General features: G+C 64.9%; 14 protein-coding genes. 7 read left to right on the top strand and 7 right to left on the bottom strand.

Features of this window, described 5'->3' with window-relative positions; all coding sequences use genetic code 11:
- Window positions 1-9: 9 nt before the first annotated feature.
- The 6 genes from V6M50_RS11050 (at window position 10) to mazG (ending at window position 9,097) form a co-directional block, all read left to right on the top strand.
- Entirely contained in the window at window positions 10-1,686 is a 1,677-nt protein-coding gene (locus tag V6M50_RS11050) for a GMC family oxidoreductase (protein ID WP_332818611.1), read from the top strand.
- Between the two features lie 173 nt (window positions 1,687-1,859).
- A complete protein-coding gene (locus V6M50_RS11055) occupies window positions 1,860-2,477 on the top strand; it encodes an RNA polymerase sigma factor (RefSeq protein WP_332818612.1) in 618 nt (205 codons plus the stop codon).
- The gene (locus V6M50_RS11060) at window positions 2,461-3,411 is read left to right on the top strand and encodes a FecR family protein (protein ID WP_332818613.1); all 951 of its coding nucleotides are present in this window, start codon (window positions 2,461-2,463) and stop codon (window positions 3,409-3,411) included. The genes V6M50_RS11055 and V6M50_RS11060 overlap by 17 nt, the downstream gene beginning before the upstream one ends.
- 77 nt (window positions 3,412-3,488) lie before the next feature.
- Window positions 3,489-6,440 (top strand): TonB-dependent receptor, encoded by a 2,952-nt coding sequence (locus V6M50_RS11065; protein ID WP_332818614.1) that lies wholly within the window; start codon window positions 3,489-3,491, stop codon window positions 6,438-6,440.
- A gap of 14 nt (window positions 6,441-6,454) precedes the next feature.
- Window positions 6,455-8,101, top strand: coding sequence for an FAD-dependent oxidoreductase (locus V6M50_RS11070; RefSeq protein WP_332818615.1), 1,647 nt, complete (start codon window positions 6,455-6,457; stop codon window positions 8,099-8,101).
- A 207-nt stretch (window positions 8,102-8,308) separates the two neighbouring features.
- A complete protein-coding gene (mazG, locus tag V6M50_RS11075) occupies window positions 8,309-9,097 on the top strand; it encodes a nucleoside triphosphate pyrophosphohydrolase (protein ID WP_332818616.1) in 789 nt (262 codons plus the stop codon).
- Here mazG and hflX read toward each other — a convergent pair.
- The 7 genes from hflX to dusB form a co-directional block, all read right to left on the bottom strand.
- Window positions 9,075-10,415: a GTPase HflX gene (gene hflX, locus V6M50_RS11080; RefSeq protein ID WP_332818658.1), complete on the bottom strand. Its 1,341-nt coding sequence runs from the start codon at window positions 10,413-10,415 to the stop codon at window positions 9,075-9,077. The two genes, mazG and hflX, sit on opposite strands and share 23 nt — an antisense overlap.
- An 8-nt stretch (window positions 10,416-10,423) precedes the next feature.
- On the bottom strand, window positions 10,424-10,924 hold the full coding sequence (hfq, locus tag V6M50_RS11085) for an RNA chaperone Hfq (RefSeq protein ID WP_332818617.1): 501 nt from the start codon (window positions 10,922-10,924) through the stop codon (window positions 10,424-10,426).
- Window positions 10,925-11,130: 206 nt separating this feature from the next.
- Window positions 11,131-12,507, bottom strand: coding sequence for a nitrogen assimilation response regulator NtrX (gene ntrX, locus V6M50_RS11090; protein ID WP_332818618.1), 1,377 nt, complete (start codon window positions 12,505-12,507; stop codon window positions 11,131-11,133).
- Window positions 12,497-14,788 carry a sensor histidine kinase gene (locus tag V6M50_RS11095; RefSeq protein ID WP_332818619.1) on the bottom strand — a complete coding sequence of 764 codons (2,292 nt, stop codon included), beginning with the start codon at window positions 14,786-14,788 and terminating at the stop codon, window positions 12,497-12,499. Before V6M50_RS11095 ends, ntrX begins: the two co-directional genes overlap by 11 nt.
- Before the next feature lie 93 nt (window positions 14,789-14,881).
- Window positions 14,882-16,300, bottom strand: a complete 1,419-nt coding sequence (locus tag V6M50_RS11100; protein ID WP_332818620.1) for a sigma-54 dependent transcriptional regulator — start codon at window positions 16,298-16,300, stop codon at window positions 14,882-14,884.
- Entirely contained in the window at window positions 16,297-17,388 is a 1,092-nt protein-coding gene (locus tag V6M50_RS11105; RefSeq protein WP_332818621.1) for a two-component system sensor histidine kinase NtrB, read from the bottom strand. Before V6M50_RS11105 ends, V6M50_RS11100 begins: the two co-directional genes overlap by 4 nt.
- Window positions 17,385-18,383: a tRNA dihydrouridine synthase DusB gene (gene dusB / locus V6M50_RS11110; protein WP_332818622.1), complete on the bottom strand. Its 999-nt coding sequence runs from the start codon at window positions 18,381-18,383 to the stop codon at window positions 17,385-17,387. The genes V6M50_RS11105 and dusB overlap by 4 nt, the downstream gene beginning before the upstream one ends.
- A gap of 96 nt (window positions 18,384-18,479) precedes the next feature.
- Between dusB and V6M50_RS11115 the strand changes: the two genes are divergently transcribed.
- Window positions 18,480-19,655 carry a bifunctional 2-C-methyl-D-erythritol 4-phosphate cytidylyltransferase/2-C-methyl-D-erythritol 2,4-cyclodiphosphate synthase gene (locus tag V6M50_RS11115; RefSeq protein ID WP_332818623.1) on the top strand — a complete coding sequence of 392 codons (1,176 nt, stop codon included), beginning with the start codon at window positions 18,480-18,482 and terminating at the stop codon, window positions 19,653-19,655.
- Window position 19,656: the final 1 nt, after the last annotated feature.

Here is a 19,656-nt window from a genome sequence, read left to right on the forward strand (position 1 = left end):
GATCATAATATGGCCGACAAGTTCGATGCGATCGTCATCGGCTCCGGAGTGAGCGGCGGATGGGCGGCGAAGGAATTGACCGAGAAGGGCCTCAAGGTCCTCATGCTCGACCGCGGCGTGATGGTCGAGCATGGCGAGAATTACGATTATGACGGCAAGCCGGCCTATGAGATCCCGGCGCGCGACATGATGCCCAAGGCGCTGGTCGAGAGCGACTATTTCATCGCCAAGCACGGCTATATCTCGCCGTCGAACCAGAAATTCTACAACAATGACCGGCTCAACCCCTATGCCTACGGCGAGGGTGAGAAATTCTACTGGATCCGGCCCGGCGCGGTCGGCGGCAAATCGCTGATCTGGGGGCGCTGGAGCTTTCGCTGGTCGCCCGAGGACTTCGAAGCCAACAAGCGCGAGAATGTCGGGATCGACTGGCCGATCCGCTACGACGACCTCGCCCCGTGGTACGACTATGTCGAGAAATATATCGGCGTGTCAGGATCGCGCGAGAATCTGCCGCAGCTGCCCGACAGCGCGTTCCAGCCGCCGATGCAGATGAACATCGCCGAGAAATGGGTGAAGGAGCGGCTCGAGGCGACCTCGCCGGGCCGCAAGCTGATCAACACCCGCCTGTCCAACATCACCGAGGACAAGGAGGATCAGGGCCGCACCAAATGCCAGTTCCGTAACCAGTGCGGCCGCGGCTGCTCGTTCGGCGCCTATTTCTCGACCCAGGCGGTTACCCTGCCCGCGGCGCGCGCGACGGGCCGGCTCACGCTGCGCTCCGACGCGCTGGTCTCCAATCTCGAATATGACCCGAAGACCAAGCGGGTGACCGGCGTCCGCGTGGTCGATGCAAAGACGAAGCAGGCCGAGGTGATCCCGGCGCGTCTGGTTTTCCTCTGCGCTTCGGCATTGGCATCGACCCAGATCCTGATGAACTCGCGAATCCCCGGCAGCGGCAAGAGCCATTTCGATACCAGCGGTACGCTCGGCCGCTACGTCATGGATCACATCTTCCGCGTCGGCATCTCGGGCGATATTCCCGGCATGACCGACTATATCGAATATGGCCGGCGCCCGGGCGGTGTCTATATCCCGCGCTTTCGCAATGTCGGCGGCGAGGAGGGCATCGGCTTTCGCCGCGGCTATGGCTATCAAGGCAGCGCGCGGCGCGATCCGGCGCAGCCGGTGGGTTTCGGCGCATCGATGAAGCAGGGTATGCGCGGCTATGGACCGTGGAAATTTGGTATGGGCGCTTTCGGCGAATGCCTGCCTTACGAGGACAATCGCGTCAGCCTGCACCCCGACAAGGTCGACCGGTTCGGGGTGCCGCTGATGCGCTTCGACGTTACCTTCCGCGACAACGAAATCCGCATGATGGACGATGCGCGGACCGAGGGTGAGGCGATGCTGCGCAAGGCCGGCCTGACCAACGTGAGGAGCGAACGGAGGGAGCATGTCCCCGGCGACGCGATCCACGAAATGGGCGGCGCGCGGATGGGCGCCGATCCGCGCCAGTCGGTCCTCAACAAGTGGAGCCAGGCGCACGATGCGGCCAATCTGTTCGTCACCGACGGCGCGCAGATGGCCTCGATCTCGTGCGTCAATCCGTCGCTGACCTTCATGGCGCTGACCGCGCGTGCGGCCGACTATGCGGTCAAGCAGATGAAGGCGGGCACGATCTAGACGCGGCGTTGCGACATGGGTTCAAACGGAACGGGCTCTCGTCAGCCGTTGCCAGGGCCGTGGGCGACGTGCGGCGCCGATAATCGGCGAACCGCTAGCATGCTTCCGGAAGCTGTCGAGACCGCTGCTGGTGCATCGAGCGGCATCAAGTGGAAGGTGATTCTGCATCACGGTTGACGGAAATTTCGCGGCCGAGCCTCTTAGAGGATGAGAGGAGAGAGACAACGGAACGCGAGGCGCTAGCCGAATGGGTGGGCCGCGAGATCCTGCCGCACGAACGCGACCTGCGGCTGTGGCTGCGGCGGCGGCTCGTCGCGGCTGCCGACGTGGAGGACATCGTGCAGGAATGTTATTGCCGCCTTGCCCAGCTCGATGACGTCGCACACGTCACGACGCCGCGCGCCTATCTCTTCACCATGGCCCGCAACCTGGCGCAGCGGCAGCGCAAACACGCACGCGTCGTCCGGATCGAAACGCTGGCGGAGACCTTCGACAGCGAATGGCAAAGCGACCAGCTCTCGCCCGAACGGTTCGCCGCGGCGCGTCAGGAGCTCGAACGCGTACAGGCGGCGCTCTCCACCCTGCCCGAGCGTGCGCGGCGGATTTTCCTCATGCGCAAGGTCGAAGGGCTGACCCAGAAGGAAATTGCGGTGGCGATGGGCGTGAGCGAGGCGGTGGTCGAGAATGACGCGAGCCGCAGCCTGCGCGCGATCCTGAAGCTGATCACCGAGCCGGAACCCGAGCAGGGAACACAGGCGGACGGAGGCGTTACGCATGCGCGATCACGCTGAAGAGGCCGCCGCCTGGGCGCTGCGTCATCCACTCGATGCGGCCGGACGCGCCGAGCTCGAGGCATGGCTGGCAGAGGATCGCCGCCACGCCGGTGCGCTGCTCCGCGCGCAGGCGGGGTTGAGCGCGATCGACCGGGCGGTGACAGGGGGCGGGCCGATCGATGTTGCGCCTTCCCCTCCCCCCGCGACCGCCCCGACGCGGCGATGGCTGCTCGCGGCCGCTGGCGGCGCGATGGCGGCGGGGATTGCCGGGATCGTCGCCTGGCCGTACCTGATGGTCGAGCGCGTGACGACCGCGCGCGGCGAGATCAGGCGGCTGCCGCTTGCCGACGGCTCGGTGGCAACAATCGACACCAGCAGCACATTGCGCGTCGCGATGGCAGATGACAGCCGCCGAATCGCACTGCAGGAGGGACAGGCCTGGTTTCAGGTCGCCAAGGACCGCAAGCGCCCCTTCGTCGTGGATGCCGGCATCGCCCAGGTGCGCGCGGTTGGCACCGCCTTCTCGGTGCGCCGCACAGGCAGCGGCGTGCGCGTCGCGGTCACCGAAGGCAGGGTCGCCGCTTGGGCGACCGACAGCGGTGGGACCATGACAATCCTGGAAGCGGGGCAATCCGCTACCTTCCGGCCTGGCGCGGCGGCGCCCGAAATCGCGACCGAGCCCGCCGCGATCGAGCGATCGCTGGCGTGGCGCAGCGGCGAGATCTCGCTGGAAAACGAGACGCTGGGCAGCGCCGTCGAACAGTTCAACCGCTACAATCACCAGCAGCTGGTGATCACGGACCAGGATCTGGCAGGCGCGCGGCTGGTGGGACTTTTCCAGATCGACCGCCCGGCCGATTTTGCTGCGACGTTGAGCGCTTCGCTCGACGTCGCCGTCACCACCACCCCCGGCGAGATCCGGCTGGCTCGAAAAAAGAACCCGCTACCCTGACGGAAACCCGCCGGCGCGGACTCTTGGTATCGAGAGCGCACCGGCAACAGGGCGCCCGATGAAAGGGGAGGATCGAGTTGACGCACGCGCGTATTCATCTGCTGGGGACTGCCGCCGCGATCATATGCGGCGTGGCGTCTCCGGCCGAGGCGGCCGCACAAGTCCGCCGCTTCGACGTTCCCGCACAGCCCGCGCAGACCGGCATCCCGATGTTCGCGCATCAGGCGGGCATCCAGATCCTCGCGCCCGGGCCCATTACCGAAGGCTTGCGGGTCAATCGCGTCAAGGGATCGATGGAGGTTGCAGCGGCGCTGCGGCTGCTCCTGTCGGGCACCGATCTGGTTCCGGTCAAGGTCGGCAACGCATTCGTGCTGAAGCGCCGCGAGGCGGTCGCGCAGCGCCACTTCGCCGCCGCCCCGCAAGGCCAGGGAAGCCGGGTGGAGACTCCGGCGCAACGACCTTCCGGTCCTGCCATCGACACGCAAGCCGGCGAGGACATCGTTGTCACCGGCATCCGCGCGTCGCTTCAGGAGTCGATCAACGTCAAGCGCGAAGCGCAGTCGATCGTCGACGTCATCACCGCGCAGGACATCGGCAAGATGCCCGACCAGAATGTGGCGGAAGCGATGAGCCGCGTGACGGGCGTCCAGATCAGCCGGCGCGAGGGCGATGGATCGAACTTCACCGTGCGCGGGATTTCGCAGAACCGGCTCGAGATCAACGGCCGCAACTATATCGGGCCGGGCAATGGCGGCAACGCGGCGCTGGAATCGGTGAGCCCCGAGATCATCTCCTCGATCCTCGTCATCAAGTCGCCCACCGCCGACATGCCGGAGGGTGCGCTCGGCGCGACGGTGAATCTCAAAACCAAGCGCCCGCTCGACCTCAAGGACTTCGTCGCCGCTGGACGCCTCCAGGGCGCCTATGCCGATCAGGCCGACCATATCGGCTATCGCGGCTCGGCGATGGTCTCGAAGAGTTTCGGCGAGCGTTTCGGCCTGCTCGCCAGCGTCGCCTATTCGGACACAAAGACGCAGGGCCATTCGTTCGACGCCGGCGGCTGGACGCAGACCGGCGCGATCGACGGCAATGGCGACGGCGTGGACGATCCGGGCCTGTACCGCCCGAACCGCTTCATGGCGCGCATCTTCGACCGCGCCGAACAGCGGCTGACGGTTAACGGTACCGCGCAGTGGCGCCCCACCGACACGCTCGAGATCATCCTCGACGCGACCTTCAACCACCTCAAGCGCCAGCGGAACAGCGTCAATTACCAAGTGCTGTTCAACAACAATGACACCGATGCGATCGTGAACGAGAGCAACACGGTCGTCGCCGGCACCTTCACCGGCGTGACCGTCCGGCCGCTGATCTATGACGAGCCGACCGACCTCAAATCGACCCTGCTCGGCGGATCGGTGAAATGGGAGAGCGACCGCGCGCGCGTGAGCTTCGACATGTCCTATGCCCATGGCAAGGGCAGCGACGGCGGGCCGGGTGCGTCGTTCGCTTATGTGGTCGTGCCGCGCACGGGCAACACCGCGAACGCGAGCTATGACTTCAGGTCGGGCAATCCGGTGCCGGGCCTGTCGATCGACGCCAATTTCAACCCGAACGACCCGTCGCAATATCGGCTGCTGTCGATCTTCGACTATGACGCGGTGACCCGGAACAGCGGCTATGACGGGCGGCTGGACTGGGAGTATCAGACCGAGTGGGGCATCCTGTCCTCAGTAGAGACCGGGGTGCGCTACGAGCGCGTCGAGCTGCTCGCCGCCGATCCGCAGAACCTGCCCGTCGCGGCCAGCCTGCTCGCGGCCGGCGACACGAACGGCGACGGCATCCTGACCGTCGATGAGCTACCCGGGCTCAGTTACGGCAAGGATTATGGCACCTTCTTCCCGGGTGCCGACGGCGCCTTTCCCCGTGATCTCCTCGGCGGCACGCTCGATAAATGGGCGGCGCGCGACGGGTTGGGCCTTGCGAGGCCCGATCCTTACGACACGACGATCACCGTCGGCCCGACCTCGATCAAGGACGTCAAGCAGGATACGCTCGGCGCCTATGTGAAGGGCAATTTCGAAGGCGATATCGGGGGCCTGCATTACGCGGGCAACGCCGGCGTGCGCTATGTCAGCACGGCGCGCGCGACAAAGGGATTTCTGTCGCCGACCGCCACGACGGTGGTCAAGGCCGATTTCGGCTATTGGCTGCCCAGCGCGAATCTGTCGATCGACTTCAACGACGATCTGACGCTGCGTCTGGCCGGGGCGGAGGTCGTTGCGCGACCGGGCCTCAATCAGGTCAGCGCAAGCTTCGTGCCCAACACCGTCAACATGACCGGCTCGCGCGGCAATCCCAATCTCCGGCCGTTCGAGGCGACGCAATATGACGCCACGCTCGAATGGTATTTCGCGCCATCGAGTTCGCTTACCGGTGCGGTCTTTTACAAGAAGGTCAATTCCTTCACCGTGAATACCGTGACCCGCGAGTTCATTCCCGGCTTTTCCGAGCGGTTCGGGCTGTTCGACATATCGCAGCCACAGAATGGCGAGGATGGCGACATCAAGGGCTTCGAGCTCGCCTATCAGCAAGCCTTCCGCTTCCTGCCGGCGCCGTTCGATAATCTCGGCATCCAGGCGAACTACACCTATGTCGACAGCTCGACGCCGCTGGTCGATTCCATCACCGGCAAGCGACTTCCGCTCCCCGGCCTGTCGCGCGACAGCTACACACTGATCGGCTATTATGAGGACGACACCTTCTCGGTGCGCGCGGCCTACACCTATCGCAGCAAATATCTGAACTCGGTCGGCGGCGCGGCCAGCGGCGGCAACACCTATATCGCGGCGCGCGGACAGCTCGACGCATCGGCGCAGATCAACCTGACGCCCAATTTGCGCCTGACCTTCGAGGGCATCAACCTGACCAAGGCGATCGACCGCCAGTATCTGGGCGAACCCGATCGCCTGACCTTCAGCGCGCAAGAAGATCGCCGGATCTTCTTCGGCGTGGCGGCCAGCTTCTGAGCAAGAGGATCGCCATGGACCGCAAGCGTTTCCGCGCCCTCGCCACCCTGTCCGCCTGGCTTATGCCGATGGCCGCCGTCCCCTCACCCGCGGCCGCCCAGCCGCATCCACGCGCCGATATCGTCATTTATGGCTGCACCTCGGGCGGTGTTGTCGCCGCAATCGAAGGGCGGCGCCTCGGCCGGTCGGTGCTGCTGGTGTGCCGCGAAGACTATCTCGGTGGCATGTCGACCAACGGCCTCGGCTGGTCCGACACCGGCAATCATCGCGCGATCGGCGGCCTGTCGCTCGAATTCTACCGCAAGGTGAAGAGATATTATGACGACCCGGCCGTCTGGATCCACGCCCCGCGCCCCGCCCGGGCCGAGAACTTCGTCGACGGCGATGCGATGTGGCAATTCGAGCCGAAGGTCGCCGAGCGCATCTTCGAGGACTGGGTAAAGCAGGCGGGCGTCACCATCGTGCGCAGTCAGCCGCTCGACCGGTCGAAGCGCGGCGTCGAGATGGACGGCAACCGCATCATCGCCTTCCGCTCGAAGTCTGGGCAGCGCTTCGAGGGAAAGGTCTTCATCGACGCGACCTATGAGGGCGACCTGATGGTCGGGGCGGGCATCACCTTTACCGTGGGGCGCGAGGGCAACGCGACCTATGGCGAGACGCTCAACGGCGTCCAGCTCGCGAACACCACCAACCACCAGTTCACGCTCGACATCGATCCGTATCGCGTGCCCGGCGATGCCTCGAGCGGGCTGGTGCCGCGGATCAGCGCCGAGCGCCCGGCCCGCGACGGCACCGCCGACCGCAAGATCCAGGCCTATACCTATCGCATGTGCCTGACCGACGTGCCTGCGAACCGCGTGCCCTTCCCCAAACCCGAAGGCTATGACGCGAACCAGTACATATTGCTCAAGCGCTACATGGACGCCGGCTATCGCGACCATTTCCGGAAGTTCGACCGTATCCCCAACGGCAAGACCGACACGAACAATTTCGGCGCCTTCTCGTTCGACAATATCGGCATGAACTATGGTTATCCCGAAGGAAGCGACGCCGATCGTGCCGCGATCGCGCGCGAGCACATAACTTATCAGCAGGGGCTGCTGTGGTTCCTGGCGAACGACCCCGGCGTGCCCGCCGAGACCCGCGCCGCCATGTCGAAGTGGGGCCTCTGCGCGGACGAATTTACCGGCACTGGCCACTGGCCGCGCGAAATGTATGTGCGCGAAGCACGCCGGATGGTGTCCGACTTCGTGATGGCCGAACCGCATTTGCGCGGCGCCAAGCCTACGCCGCGGCCGGTCGGCATGGGCTCGTACAACATGGATTCACACAATGTGCAGCGCATCGTCGACGCGCGTGGCTTCGCGCGCAACGAGGGCAATATCGAGATCAGCCCCGGTCGTGCCTATCCAATCAGCTACGACGCGATCGTGCCGAAGAAGCGCGAAGCCGCGAACCTGCTGGTGCCGGTCGCGTTGTCCGCGTCGCATATCGCCTATGGCTCGATCCGGATGGAGCCGGTGTTCATGATCCTCGGCCAGTCCGCGGCCGCGGCGTCATCGATCGCGATCGACGACGAGATCGCTGTGCAGGATGTGGGCTACGACAAACTTCGCGCAAGACTGACGTCGGAAGGACAGATCCTCGAACTTCCGAACTGACAATCGAGCTCCGAACCGAAATCCCCTCATCGATTGGCTGGGCCTGCGGCCCTCGCAGCGGGCCCAATCGATATGTCATCCCTTGAGCTGGGGCAGCGTTGCGCTATGTCGAGAGCTACAAGCTGCCCCAGCTCCCGCGAACGTAGCCTGTCGTACCGATGGCCCAAAGTTTCATTTCCAACTGGGTCACAAGAGTCTTTTTTCAAAATGGGTTTGACATATATGGCCGCGACCGAAACCCTGTCCCCCATCGATCGCCTGCTCGCGATCATGGCGCAATTGCGCAATCCCGACGGTGGCTGCGAATGGGATCTGGCGCAGGATTTCTCGACAATCGCGCCCTACACGATCGAGGAAGCCTATGAGGTTGCCGACGCGATCGCTGGGGGTGATCCCGCCGCGATTTGCGACGAACTTGGCGACCTGCTGCTCCAGGTGGTTTTCCATAGCCAGATCGCGACCGACGACGGCCTCTTCGCTTTCGACGATGTCGCCAATGCGATCAGCGACAAGATGGAACGCCGCCATCCGCATATCTTCGGTGACGGCAAAACCGACGACGTCCGGCTGCAATGGGAGCAGATCAAGGCGGCCGAACGCGCCGTCGACGGTCCCAAAAGCGCTCTCGCGGGCATCGCGCTGTCCTTGCCGGCGCTGCTGAGGGCACAAAAGCTGCAAGGCCGCGCCGCGCGCATCGGCTTCGACTGGCCCGATGCCCAAGGGCCGCGCGACAAGATCGCCGAAGAACTGGTGGAGGTCGCGGCCGCGACCAGCGATGCTGAACGGCACGAAGAGGTTGGCGACCTGTTGTTCGCGGTGGTCAATTATGCGCGCCACCTTGGCGTCGATGCCGAGGGTGCCTTGCGTGATGCCAACATGAAATTTACGCGGCGCTTTGCCGCCATGGAAGATCGCGCGGGCGGAAGCCTTTCGGGCCTGTCGCTGGGCGCGCAGGAAGCCTATTGGCTGGCGGTTAAGGCGTCGGAGCGTCCGTAGCGGGCCAGAGCCGTTCAAAGCGCGCGCTATCCGCGGGATCGAGCCGGACGGTGAGCACATGGCCCTCGCCCTCGGGTTCATCCGCCAGCACTTCGCCACGCGCGTGAAGCCACGCCGCCGCTTCACCCTCGCTATAGGCCAGATAGATGCGCTGAACCTTATGCAGTGCGGTCAATACTGACGCCATGAGGATGCGCGCGGCTTCGACGCCTTCGCCCGTTACCGCCGAGATCAGCGCGACGTCAGAGCGCCGCGCCGCCATCTCTTCGATCGCAGCGCGCCCTTCGGCATCGGCGGTATCGATCTTGTTCCATATTTCGATCTGCTGGATGGCCGGCGGGGCATCGCCCTCCCCGCCATCCTGCGCGCCATTGACGCCGAGCGAGTTCAATATGGCGCGGACATCGTCATATTGCGCTTCGCTGTCGGGATGGACGATGTCGCGGACATGGACGATCAGGTCGGCGGTCGTCACTTCTTCGAGCGTCGCACGGAAAGCCGCGACCAGTTCGGTCGGCAGGTCGGACACGAAACCCACCGTGTCCGAGAGGATCGCCTTGTCGATGCCCGGCAACCGGATTTCGCGCATCGTTGGGTCGAGCGTCGCGAAGAGCATATCTTCCGCCATGACGTCACTTCCCGTCAAGCGATTGAAGAAGGTCGATTTTCCGGCGTTGGTATAACCGACGAGCGCCACCACGGGCCAGGGCGCGCGCTGGCGCTTCGCGCGCTGAAGCTGGCGCGTTCGCCGCGCATCCTCGAGGCTCCGACGGATACGCGCCATGCGATTGCGGATCATCCGGCGGTCGGCTTCGATCTGCGTTTCGCCAGGGCCACCGAGGAAGCCGAAGCCGCCGCGCTGACGCTCAAGGTGGGTCCAGCTGCGCACCAGTCGCCCCGCCTGATAATCGAGATGCGCGAGTTCGACCTGCAACCGCCCTTCGGCGGTTGCCGCGCGTTCGCCGAAGATTTCGAGAATGAGCCCCGTCCGGTCGATCACCTTGGTGCCGAATGCGGTTTCGAGATTGCGTTGCTGGATCGGACTGAGCGCCGCGTCGACGACAACCAGCTGGATACCATGCGCTGCGATGTCGGGCTTGATCGCCTCGATCTGTCCGACGCCAAGCAAGGTCGCGGCGCGCGTTTGGCGCAGGCGGAGGCTATGCACCGCGACGACATCGAGCCCGATCGCAAGGGCAAGCCCCCGCGCTTCCTCGGCGCGAGCGTCGAGGTCGCGCGACAGGCGCTGGCTGTGCCATTCGGGCACGACGAGGAGCGCGGCGGCGCCGCGGGTTACCTCATCTTCGCTGTCGATTATCGGGTCGATCAGGCGTTGTCCGCTTCTGCGTCCGGCTCGCTGTCGGTCAGGTTGATCGGGCCGTTCGGCTGAACGGTCGAAATCGCGTGCTTGTAGACGAGCTGCACCTGCCGCTCACGCTCGAGCAGCATGCAGAACAGGTCGAACGCGACAATGTCGCCCTGCAACATCACGCCGTTGACGAGGAACATCGTCACCGATTCGTCCGACTTGCGCACCGCGTTCAGGAAGACGTCCTGCAACGCCTTGCCCTTGCTGGCGGGCGCGTCGCGCAAATTGTCGCCGAGCAGCGACAGGTCGAAATCGTGCGACGGCATGACCGTCGAGATCGCATGCTTGTAGACAAGCTGCGACTGGCCGTCGCGGCGCAGCAGCAACGAGAAATTGTCGAACCAGGTGATAATGCCCTGCAGCTTCACACCCTTGACCAGGAACATGGTCACCGGGGTCTTGCTCTTGCGGAGGGCGTTGAGGAAAAGATCCTGGAGATTCTGGTTTTTATCGGACACATTTGCCTCCTGTTTTTGGCGGTAAAACCGCGGGTACGGCGCCGGTTTTTCCGGCTTTCAAGACCTTCTTCGCGAACGCAATATGCGGCAAAGCTTCCGGCAGGTCCAGAGTGCTTCCCGAAAAAGTGGGAGACGGCTTTTTCGGTCGGGAAGCGCTCGATCCCTGAATCGCGAGCCTTTCTTTCGAAAGGCCCGGGCGCAAGCCGCTACCCCTCGTCCGAACTCTCGGTGAGCCCCAAAAGTTTCAGTTTGCGGTGTAGTGCGGAACGTTCCATTCCGATGAAGGTCGCGGTGCGCGAAATATTGCCCGAAAACCGGTTGATCTGGATGCGCAGATATTCGCGCTCGAAATTCTCGCGCGCCTCTTTCAGCGGGATCGCGGTGATCGATTCCGAATTGGGCAGGATGTCGGTGCCCCCGCGCACTAGCTCGGCGGGCAGCATGTCGGCGTCGATCCGATTGAGCCGGTCGCTCGGCGCGAGGATCATCACGCGTTCGATCACGTTGCGCAGTTCGCGGACGTTGCCCGGCCATTCGTGCGCCTGGAGCGCAGCCATTGCTTCCGCGCTGATCTCGGGCGGCGCGACGCGGCGATCGGCGGCGTAGCGGCGGACATAATGGTCGCAAAGGCTGGCAATATCGTCACGCCGTTCGCGCAGCGGCGGGATATGCACCGGAACGACATTGAGCCGGTAGTAAAGATCCTCGCGAAAGCGGCTCTCGGCGATTTCAGTCATCAGGTCGCGCGCCGACCCCGAAATGATGCGCACATCGACGCGGATCATCGTCCGTCCGCCGACGCGGTTGAAGCTCTGGTCGGTCAGGACGCGCAAGATCTTGCCCTGCGTGGTCAGCGGCATGTCAGCGACCTCGTCGAGGAACAGCGTGCCGCCATGCGCTTGCTCGAGCAGCCCGACGCGGATCGCGCCGTCGTCGGCTTCGGACCCGAACAATTCGGTCTCGACGGTTTCGGGATCCATGCGCGCCGACGAAATGACGCGGAACGGCGCGGTTTGCCGCCCGCTCCAGCCGTGCAGCACGCGCGCGGCAACTTCCTTGCCTACACCCGGCGCGCCGGTAATCAGCACGCGGCTGCCCGTCCCCGCCACGCGTTTCAGCGTGGCGCGAACATTGTTGATCGCGGCGCTGGTGCCCGTGAGTTCGTCCGACGGCCCGGCCTTTTCGCGCAGCTGCTCATATTCGAACTTCAGCCGCTCGTTTTCGGTCGCGCGCGCGACAAGATGGAGCAGCCGCGAGGCCTCGAACGGCTTTTCGATGAAATCGAACGCGCCGCGGCGGATCGCCGCAACCGCGGTGTCGAGCCCGCCATGGCCCGAAATGACGATGATTGGCAGCGTCGGGTCGAACGCCTTGATCGCTTCGACCAGCCCGAGCCCGTCGAGCCGCGATCCCTGCAGCCAGACGTCGATCAGCGCGAGCGACGGCCGCCGCTGGCGAATCGCTTCGAGCGCCGAATCGCTGTCCGAGGCGGTGCGCGCCTCATAACCTTCGTCTTCCATGACACCCGCGACGAGGTCGCAAATGTCGCGTTCGTCGTCGACGATCAGAATATCAAGCGCCATGATCTTCTCTGTCCTGCCGGTTCCGGATGCGTCCCGGAACCGTTTCACCATGCCCCATGCTTGCGTCTTCCCCCTTGCCGGCCAACGGCCGCAGCCGGTCGGGGTGGAGCGTCAGGGTCACGCACGTCCCCTGCCCCGCCGGATTGTCCGAAAATTCCAGTTCGCCATAATGTTGCTCGACGATCTTCTTGACGATTGCGAGGCCGAGCCCCGTCCCCCCCTGGCGCGTCGTCATATAGGGTTCGGCGATCGCGTCGCGCGCTTCGGGCAGCCCGATGCCGTCATCGACGACGCGGATTACCAATGCGCCGCCCGGCGTTATATCGAGTTCCGCCTGAATATGGCCGATGGGCGTACTCTCCGATACTTTTGATTGTTCTTCAATCGCTTCTACAGCATTTTTAACGATGTTTGTGAGCGCCTGTGACAACAGCCGGCGGTCGCAGACGAGCGGCTCGATCCCGGTCGGAGTTTTGACGGCAAAGGCGATGTCGGGTTTCGCAACCTCGAACAGGAAAACCGCCTGACGCAGGATATCGCGAATATCCTCGACCCCGAAGGTCGGCTTGGGCATCCGCGCGAAGCTTGAAAATTCGTCGACCATGCGCCGCATGTCGTGCACCTGCCGGATCACCGTGTCGGTCAGCTTCTTGAACGTCGCGGCGTCGCCCTCGACCTTGTCGCCGAACCGCCGCTGGAGCCGCTCGGCGGCGAGCTGGATCGGAGTGAGCGGGTTCTTGATCTCGTGCGCGATGCGCCGCGCGACATCGGACCAGGCCGCGCGCCGCTGATCGAGCAATTGCTGGGTAATATCCTCGAAGCTCAGCACGAATCCGTCGCCCTGCGCCACCGCCTTGGCCGCGAGCGTTGCGGGCTCGGCATCGCTGCGTGCGAGTTGGACGACCCCCTCGCGCTCGTCGCCGGTCAGCAGCCGCGCGAGTTCGGGCGCGACATCGGCGAGCGGTCGCCCGGTCAGGCACTCGGCCGACTGGCAGATCAGGCGTTCGGCGGCGGCGTTGGCGAGCAGGATGCGGTGGTCGGCGTCGACCGACACCACCGCCGACGATACGCCGCTGAGCACCGCTTCGATAAAGCTGCGCCGCGCCTCGAGCTGTTCGTTGACGCTGACCAGCGCGCCGGTCTGCCCCTCCAGCTGCTCGGTCATTCGGTTGAAAGCGCGGGTGAGCACCGAAATCTCGTCGTCGCGCGCCGGCGGGGTGACGCGCACCGACAGGTCGCCGCCCGCCGCCGTACGCGTCGCGCCGATCAGCGTGCCGAGCGGGCGAACGATGCGGTCGGCGACAACAATCGCCGCGATCACGGCGAGCGCGAGGAGCAGCAGCGCGCCGAGATAGAGCGCGCCGTTGAACTGCAGCTGCAACTGCTGCGAGCGTTCGAACAGCGCATTATAATCGGCAAGGACGTTGCCGGCGCGCACCGACTGCTGAAAACCCGGCACGTTAAAGTCACGTGCCGCATAGAGATAGGCACGCTGCCTTCCCGGGAGCCGCGTTGCGGCTTGAATCCGGTCGGCCTCGCGGACAACGACGACATCTTCGCCGGCGTCCAGACGGCTGATCATCGTCGGCGACAGCCTATTTTCGACTACCCGATTGTCGGGATCGATCGCCGCGGCGGTGCGTGCAACACCGTCGGCGCCAACCTCGATGATAGCCGATTCGTTTAAACTCCGGACAACAACCTGTTGAAAATAATAGCTAGAAAAAGCCGGATCGTCGATTTGTGTCCGTTCCAGAAGATTGCTCAGATCTTCGGCCATCTTGGCGGTGTTTGCTCCCACCTCACGCTGGTTTTCCTGATAATAGCCTTCGGCAAGGCCGGCGGCATTTTCGAACATGCCGCGTGACCGGTCGGAGAACCAGAAGTCGACGCCGAACTGGAACAACAGCGACGCAAAGATCACCACAAGCATCGTCGGCGCCGCGGCGATCAGCGAAAACAGCGCCACGAGCCGGACGTGAAGGCGGCCATTGCCCCCGGCCATCGACCGCACCGCGCGCGCGCGCGCGACGCGGCTGCCGATCAGCACGATCAGCGCCATCGCCGGAACGAGGTTGGCGACCATGATCGCCGCGACCACCGCCGGAGTCAGCAGCCGCTCGCTCTGCGCATCGCCCGTGACAAAAATATAGGTAGCGATGGCGACACTGACGATAACCGCCAGCGTATAATATTCCGGCCCCGCAAAGCGCCAGAAGCCGGAGCGCGCTTCCTGCTCGCCGGAATCGCTGTCGAAAGCCAAGGGAGCGGAGTGCGCCATTGTTGCCGCGTTACGACAATCCTGTTGCATAGAAAACACACAAAAGGCGACTGCCTCGCCCAATCGAGCCGATTTTGGGACTATTTTCGCCGATCAGGGGTGCGTTGGGTCGATGTCGAGCTGTCCGAGCCGCTTGCGCAATGTGTTGCGGTTGATGCCAAGGCGTCGCGCCGCCTCGAGCTGGTTACCGCGGACATCGCGCAGGACGCGGCGGAAAAGCGCGGCCTCGACGATCGCTTCGAGCTGACTGTGGATACCGCCTTCACCGTCGGTGCTCGCCATTTGCTCGCGCGCCCAGTCGTCGACCGCGCGGGCGATGACGTCGGCGGGCTCGGCGGCGCCGCCGCCCTCGCCATTTTCATGGAGTATTGTTTCGACGTCGCGTGCGGTGACCACCGTGTCGCGCGACAGGACCGCGAGCCGTTGGACGACGTTGCCGAGCTCGCGGACATTGCCCGGCCAGTCATAGCGTTCGAGCCACTGCATCGCGGCGGGCGCGAACTGGCGATCGGGTAGTCCGAAGGCACGCCCCATCTCGACAAAATGGCGCACGAGTGCGGCAATGTCGCTGCGCCGGTCGCGCAGCGGCGGCAAAGTCACCGGGATGACGTTGAGCCGATAGAAGAGATCCTCGCGAAACCGGCCATCGGCGACGAGCGTGCGCATGTCGCGGTGCGTCGCAGCGATGACGCGGACATCGGCGCGCAGCGCCTGATTGCCGCCGACGGTCGAATATTCATTGCTTTGCAGCACGCGCAGCAGCCGCGTCTGCGCCTCAAGCGGCATGTCGCCGATCTCGTCGAGGAACAGCGTCCCCCCCGCGGCCTGTTCGAAGCGCCCCGCGTTGCGGCTGTGCGCGCCGGTAAAGGCGCCTTTTTCGTGCCCGAACAGCTCGGCCTCGATCAGTTCGCGCGGAATGGCAGCCATGTTGATCGCCACGAAAGGCCCGCTGCGGCGCAGCCCGGTCGCGTGGATCGCGCGCGCGACCACTTCCTTGCCCGTCCCCGATTCGCCGAGGATCAAGACCGCCAAATCATTCGAGGCGAGCCGCGCGATGGTGCGATACACCGCCTGCATCGCGGGCGCGCGGCCGACGAGACCATGGCTGTCGGCCTGGGCAGCGTCGGCCCTGGCCGCGGGTTCAAGCCGCCGCTGCAAGGCTGCGCGAACGCTGGCGGTCAGTTCGTCGAGATCGAAGGGTTTGGGCAGATAGTCGTAGCTGCCGATGCCCGTCGCGCGCACCGCGGTGTCGAGCGTGTTCTGCGCCGAGAGGACGATCACCGGCGTATTCGCATCGACGCCCGCGCCCGGTAGCGAATCGATGCCGTCGCCGTCGGGCAGTACGACGTCGGTGATGACCAGGTCGGGCCGGTTATCGGCGAGCCAGGCATTGCGTTCGGCGATGCTACCGACCGACGCGAACACGCCGCATTCGCCGACCAGCGTTTCGCGGATGATCATCGCGATCGCCGGATCATCCTCGACCAGCAGGATCGTCTTGCCTTCGCTCATGCCGCCCGTCCCTTGCCTGCCACCGCCAAATGGACGCGGAAGCGGGTCCAGTCGCCGTCGCGTATATGCTGGACGGTCCCGCCCATGTCGCGCGCGAGCTTGGCGACGAGCGCGAGGCCGAGCCCCCTTCCCTCGCGCTTCGTCGTCACGAACGGGTCGAACAGGTCGCCGCGAATGTCGACAGGAACGCCGGGCCCATTGTCGCTGACGCTGACCTCGATCGGCAGCGCGATGCGTCCGCGCCCGTCGCCATTGTCGATCGACAGGCCATGGCGATAGGCGGTCGCGATCCGGACGATGCCATCGTCACGCCCGCCGAGCGCCTCGCAGCCATTGGTGACGAGGTTGAGCAATATCTGCACCATGGCGTCATGGTTCCCGTACACCAGCGGGAGCGACGGGTCGAAATCCTCGGCAAAGCGAACCCCGGGAAACTGGCGTGCGCGCACGGTTTCCATCGCCTGGTGGATCGGCTGGTACAGGTTGATCGGCCCGCAGGTGATCGGCTGCCCGCGCGAGAAATGCTCCATCTGGTCGATCAGCGTCGCGATCCGGTCGACCTCGGCGCAGATCAGTGTCGTGAAGCGCTCGCCGCCGGCATCGGTTTTGCGCGCGAGCAGCTGCGCCGCGCCCTTGATGCCCGCGAGCGGGTTCTTGATCTCGTGCGCGAGCATCGATGCCGCTGCCCCCGCCGCGCGGCCCGAGCGACCGATCGCACCGCCCATCAGTTCGGCGTCGCTTTGCGCCGGGACGAGCGCGAGGATGCGGTGGCCGGTGCCGCCATAAGGCACCATCTGCATGTCGACGAGGATCGACTTGCGGCCACCAACCGAAATTTCGGCGCGGTGGGCAAAGAGCGCCGACGTCGCCGCGTCGCTCATCCGCTGGCGATAGCTGCGGTCCATCGCGATCACGTCGTAGATCACGCGCCCGACCATGGCGGAGCGGCTGACGTTGCAGAGCTGTTCGGCGGCGGCGTTGACGAACAGCACGACCCCAGCCCCGTCGATGAGCAGGGTCGGAACGGGATGCGACTGGATCAGCTCGTCATGGTCGAAGCTCGGGATGCTCGACGTGAGCGTGGTCACGCCGCCGCCTTGCTCAGGAACGGCGTGTAAAATTGTTCGAGCGCGTCGAGGACGTCGCGGCTGTTCGGGATCTGGTTGACCTTGTTGCGAAACTCGGCCGAGCCGTGCAGGCTTTTGACGTACCAGCCGAGGTGCTTGCGCGCCATATTGACCCCGGTGATTTCGCCATAATGGTCGATCATCGCGCGATAATGCGATGTAATGACGTCATATTGTTCGTCGATGCCCGGATCGGGCCGCACGCTTTCGCCGCGCAGCGCCGCCATCACCTGCCCGAGCAACCACGGGCGGCCATAAGCGCCGCGGCCGATCATCACGCCATCGGCGCCGCTCTGCTCCAGCGCGGTGCGCGCGTCGTCCGCCGAGCAGATGTCGCCATTGGCGATCACCGGGATCGATACCGCATCCTTGACGGTGCGGATGAAGCTCCAGTCGGCCTCGCCACGGTACATCTGATTGCGCGTGCGACCATGGACCGTGATCAGTTTCGCGCCCAGATCCTCGGCGATATGCGCGAGTTCGGGGGCGTTGAGGCTGTCGTGGCACCAGCCCATGCGCATCTTGACGGTCACCGGCACTTTCACCGCCTTGACGCAAGAATCGATCAAGGCAGCCGCGAGCTTCAGGTCGCGCATCAGCGCCGAACCCGCGTCGCCATTGGTGACCTTGCGCACCGGGCAGCCCATGTTGATGTCGATGATCGCGGCGCCGCGATCTTCGTTGAGCTTCGCCGCTTCGCCCATTTCATAAGGCGTGCAGCCGACGAGCTGCATCGACACCGGCTCTTCGATCGGATCCCACGCCGCTTTCTGGATCGACTGGCGCGTTTCGCGGATCGCCGCCTGGCTCGCTATCATCTCGGTGACGTTGAGCCCTGAGCCATAGCGACGGACGAGCTTGCGGAACGGCAGGTCGGTGACGCCCGTCATCGGCGCGAGGATCACGGGATCGTTGATGGCGATATTGCCGATCTGGATGGGCCGCAGCGGCGCCATGGCGGGGGCTTTCGTTTACATTGCCTAAAATTTGAGCAGCCCGTACACGCTAAGCCGCTTTCCCGCAAGGCGCGGCTGCGCTAACCGGCGCGGCAGATGACCGAGTCCGCCCCTTCCCCTGTCCCGCGCGTCGCGGTCGTGCTGCTCGCGGGTGGCCAAGGAGCGCGCACGGGCTTTGACCTGCCGAAACAGCTCGCGATGCTCGGCGGAAAGCCGGTGCTGCGCTGGAGTCTCGACGCTTTTGCCGCACATCCTGCGATCAGCGGCGGCGTGCTGGTGGCGAATACTGACGTCATGGCGGCGGCAGGCCAGCTTCCGGACGGCTGGATTTCTGCCGATCCGGGCGCAGAGCGACAGCAATCGGTCGCCCATGCGCTCGCCGCGCTGGCCGATTGGCCAGAAGACACGCGCGTCCTTGTCCATGACGCCGCGCGCCCCGGCGTGACCGCGGAGGTGATCGATCGCCTGCTCGCGGCGCTCGACGATGCCGAAGCGGCGATCCCGACGTTGCCGGTTCCCGATACGCTGGTCGAGCAGGTCGCCGGCTCGGCCGGCGAAGTCGTCGACCGCAGCACGCTGGCGCGCGTCCAGACACCGCAGGCATTCCGTCTTGGCACGTTGCGCCGCGCGCACGCCGAGGCAGTCGAGGCCGCCGCCACCGATGACGCGCAACTGGTCCGCCGGCTGGGCGTAACGGTCGCGGCGGTGCCCGGCGACGCGCGGCTCCACAAACTGACATATGCCGAGGATATGGCGATCCTTGCGGGGCTCTTGGGGATTGGGACGATGCGAACCGCTGTCGGCATGGGATATGATGTCCACCGCCTGGTCACCGACAAGCCGCTGTGGATCGGCGGGATAGAAATCGCACATAGTCATGGACTTGAAGGCCATAGCGATGCCGACGTCGGGCTTCATGCGCTGACCGATGCGATCCTCGGCGCGCTGGGCGACGGCGACATCGGCGACCATTTCCCGCCCAGCGACCCGCAATGGCGCGGCGCGGCGTCGCACCGCTTCCTTGGCTTCGCCGCCGAGCGCGTGGCGGCGCGCGGCGGGCGCATCGATCATGTCGACCTGACGATCATCGCCGAAGCGCCGAAGATTGGCCCGCACCGCGCCGCGATCCGCGCGCGAATTGCCGAAATCCTTGCGATTCCACTCGAACGGGTTAGTGTGAAGGCGACAACGACAGAACGGCTGGGCTTCACCGGCCGCCGCGAGGGAATATCTGCTCAGGCCGTCGCGACCTTGCAACTTCCGGAGAATTGAC

Origin of the sequence: Sphingopyxis sp. (genome assembly GCF_036675685.1) — a bacterium.
Classification (GTDB): Bacteria; Pseudomonadota; Alphaproteobacteria; order Sphingomonadales; family Sphingomonadaceae; genus Sphingopyxis.

Bases quoted from the DNA above. Each gene is read 5' to 3' on its own strand.
- V6M50_RS11070 (WP_332818615.1), top strand. From the start codon at position 6,455: ATGGACCGCAAGCGTTTCCGCGCCCTCGCCACCCTGTCCGCCTGGCTT.
- V6M50_RS11095 (WP_332818619.1), bottom strand. From the start codon at position 14,788: ATGGCGCACTCCGCTCCCTTGGCTTTCGACAGCGATTCCGGCGAGCAG.
- V6M50_RS11050 (WP_332818611.1), top strand. From the start codon at position 10: ATGGCCGACAAGTTCGATGCGATCGTCATCGGCTCCGGAGTGAGCGGC.
- mazG (WP_332818616.1), top strand. From the start codon at position 8,309: ATGGGTTTGACATATATGGCCGCGACCGAAACCCTGTCCCCCATCGAT.
- dusB (WP_332818622.1), bottom strand. From the start codon at position 18,383: ATGGCGCCGCTGCGGCCCATCCAGATCGGCAATATCGCCATCAACGAT.
- V6M50_RS11100 (WP_332818620.1), bottom strand. From the start codon at position 16,300: ATGAGCGAAGGCAAGACGATCCTGCTGGTCGAGGATGATCCGGCGATC.
- V6M50_RS11115 (WP_332818623.1), top strand. From the start codon at position 18,480: ATGACCGAGTCCGCCCCTTCCCCTGTCCCGCGCGTCGCGGTCGTGCTG.
- V6M50_RS11060 (WP_332818613.1), top strand. From the start codon at position 2,461: ATGCGCGATCACGCTGAAGAGGCCGCCGCCTGGGCGCTGCGTCATCCA.
- ntrX (WP_332818618.1), bottom strand. From the start codon at position 12,507: ATGGCGCTTGATATTCTGATCGTCGACGACGAACGCGACATTTGCGAC.